Here is a 724-nt window from a genome sequence, read left to right as displayed (position 1 = left end):
GTACGATCTGGCGGATAACCTGCTGGGCGAGCGCAGCCCGCAGAGCGACATCGACGCGCACCTGCCGCTGGCGCCGATCGCCGATAACCGGCTGACGCACTGGCAAAAACTGTTTTACCGTTACGACGCCTGGGGCAACCTGATCAGCCGGCGCAACGGCCTTTACGAACAGCACTACCGCTACGACGCCGACAATCGGCTGGTGCAGGCGCACGGCCGCGGCCCGCAGGGCGAGTTCGAGGCGCAGTACCATTACGACGCGCTGGGCCGCCGCAGCCGCAAGGCGGTGCGCTACAAGGGCAAAACCGAACAGACGACCCGTTTCCTGTGGCAGGGCTACCGGCTGCTGCAGGAGCAGCGCGACGACGGCAGCCGCCGCAGCTGGAGCTACGATCCGGCCAGCCCGTGGAGCCCACTGGCGGCGCTGGAGCAGGCGGGCGACAGCCGCTCGGCAGATATTTACTGGTATCACACCGATCTGAACAGCGCGCCGCTGGAGGTGACCGACGCGGCGGGCAACCTGTGCTGGTCCGGGCAATACGACACCTTCGGCAAGCTGCAGGGCCAGACGGTGGCCGGCGCGGCGAAGCGGCAGGGTGCGCAATACCAGCAGCCGCTGCGCTACGCCGGGCAATATCAGGACGACGAAAGCGGCCTGCACTACAACCTGTTCCGCTACTACGAACCCGAGGTGGGGCGTTTCACCACGCAGGATCCGATAGGG

1 protein-coding gene is annotated in these 724 nt (G+C 66.9%); it reads left to right on the top strand.

Annotated elements, in window-relative coordinates:
• Nucleotides 1-724, top strand: a 724-nt coding sequence (locus AC4PR2_RS29410; RefSeq protein ID WP_492176114.1) for an RHS repeat domain-containing protein, incomplete at both ends; no start/stop codon positions are given.

Source organism: Serratia sp. A07 (assembly GCF_058725505.1).
Note: the sequence above shows the minus strand (reverse complement) of the source record. Positions and strands in the feature narration are given on the sequence as shown.